Origin of the sequence: Blastomonas sp. UPD001, from assembly GCF_003426715.1 — a bacterium.
Classification (GTDB): Bacteria; Pseudomonadota; Alphaproteobacteria; order Sphingomonadales; family Sphingomonadaceae; genus Blastomonas.
Genome location: NZ_QKVT01000203.1, coordinates 1 through 1,657, shown reverse-complemented (window position 1 = coordinate 1,657; position 1,657 = coordinate 1). Strand labels below are relative to the sequence as shown.

General features: G+C 67.2%; 2 protein-coding genes and 1 pseudogene. 1 reads left to right on the top strand and 2 read right to left on the bottom strand.

Annotated elements, in window-relative coordinates:
* Positions 1-317 precede the first annotated feature (317 nt).
* Positions 318-842 (top strand): hypothetical protein, encoded by a 525-nt coding sequence (locus DM995_RS20785; protein ID WP_023838880.1) that lies wholly within the window; start codon positions 318-320, stop codon positions 840-842.
* Between the two features lie 54 nt (positions 843-896).
* Here DM995_RS20785 and DM995_RS20780 read toward each other — a convergent pair whose 3' ends face one another.
* Positions 897-1,118, bottom strand: a complete 222-nt coding sequence (locus DM995_RS20780) for a hypothetical protein (RefSeq protein WP_116970925.1) — start codon at positions 1,116-1,118, stop codon at positions 897-899.
* A gap of 138 nt (positions 1,119-1,256) precedes the next feature.
* A pseudogene (locus DM995_RS20775) lies at positions 1,257-1,657 on the bottom strand (hypothetical protein); the annotation flags it as partial.

The following is a 1,657-nucleotide window of genomic DNA, read 5'->3' as shown; positions in this document are numbered from 1 at the left end:
GCAGCGGCCGAAGTCGGCGCCGCAGGGCAGGCCGCAATGGCCCATCCCAGCAGGACGAGCAGCAGGACCGACCTTCCATGCGCCATGGCAAAAGCTCCGCCATCACTTGCAGCGGCTGTGCTGCAGGCTGGAGCATAGCGCGCGCCCGGCCGGGCGGGCAGCCATTGGAGCGTAAACGCATCCGTAATGGATCATTCTGCGCGGGCGCTGGCGTATCGCGGTATGAACGGACCGAGGCCGCAAGAGCATGGCGCCTGCCGCCTCGCAAGGCGATCGGCATCTGGTGCGCCCCGACAATTGCGGTTAGCTAATTGGCCATGGTGCGACCGTTCTTCCGATCCCGTTTGCGCGCGTTCCAGGCGATGCTGGGCGAAGCGCCCGATCCGGGTTTTATCGCGACGCTCGAATATCTGGAAAACCGCGATCTCGACCTGTCGATCCGGATCGGCGGGCTGCTGGCGTTCAACGCGCTGATGACGACCATCGGCACGCACCCGATTTCCGCCAGCCCCGGCGCGCCGCTCAGCCTCGATGCGCCGACCCAGCCGGTGCTGACGCTGCTCAGCCTGGTCGGGCTCGCGCCTCTGGTCTGGTCGAGCATCCTTTGCCTGCGTGCGCTGCTGCTCGGCGAGGAGTTCGAGACCGAGGGGCTGGAGGAAGGGCTGGTCGCGAGCCCCGATCCGGATCAGGTGCTCAAGCTGCAGCGCCGCCTGTACGCCGCCTTCATCCACTCGATCGACGCGCAGGCGCATTGCCTGCGCCAGTCGGTGATCGCCACCTTTACCGGCGGCGCGCTGACCATTGCGGTCTGGGGCGCGATCCTGTTCGACAAGATGAGCTGATCCTGCGCGCGGCGCGCACCGGCCTGGTGCCGCTGCGCTGCGGATGTGTCCGCGTCAATTGCCCTTGCGCCGGTGATGGACGAAGGCAAGCACGAGCACCACCGCGATGATGCCCATCGCGCCGCCCGCGGTCTGGGTGATCTGCGTGATCGCGGCACCAGGGTCAGGCGCCTGCATTGCGCCCGACTGCACCTGCGACACCAGCCACCAGGCCCCGATCAGGATGACGAGTTCGAGCACCACCAGCCCGACGAGAGCACGGGTCGATTTTTTCATGAGACCACCCCCCGGGCAGGGATTGTCTCACACTTGCAACCGCGATCAAAGCGCGAGATTCGGTTGGCCGGTGGCCAGTCTGGCGGCCACGCGGCGTCCCCGCCTTGCGGCCGCCCAGCCTGATGCGCAGCTCGGCTCCTAGGCGCAGCCCTCGACATATTCGAGCGTCGGCATCATGCCGATATGGACGAAACTGACCTTGCCGTCCGCGTCGATCTCGAAGCGGAGGCGCGCGTCGCTGCCGGGCTGGGTCAGGTATTTCGCGGGGGCGTCGACATATTTGTGCGGGCTGGCGCGGAAGGTGGGGAAGGCAGCGCGCACCTGCGCTTCGGTCGATCCGGGGCCGATGCCTTCGATCAGCCTTGCGCTCGATTCGTCATCGACGGTGATCCGCCGAACCTGATTCTCCTCGACGATCGCATACGCGCCCGGCCATCCGGGCGAGGTGATCGTGAGGCACGCGTCGGAAACCTGCGCACCGCGCGCGGCCCAGTCCGAACCGGCGGGCACGGGCTCGCCGATCTTCAGTCCGCCATAGC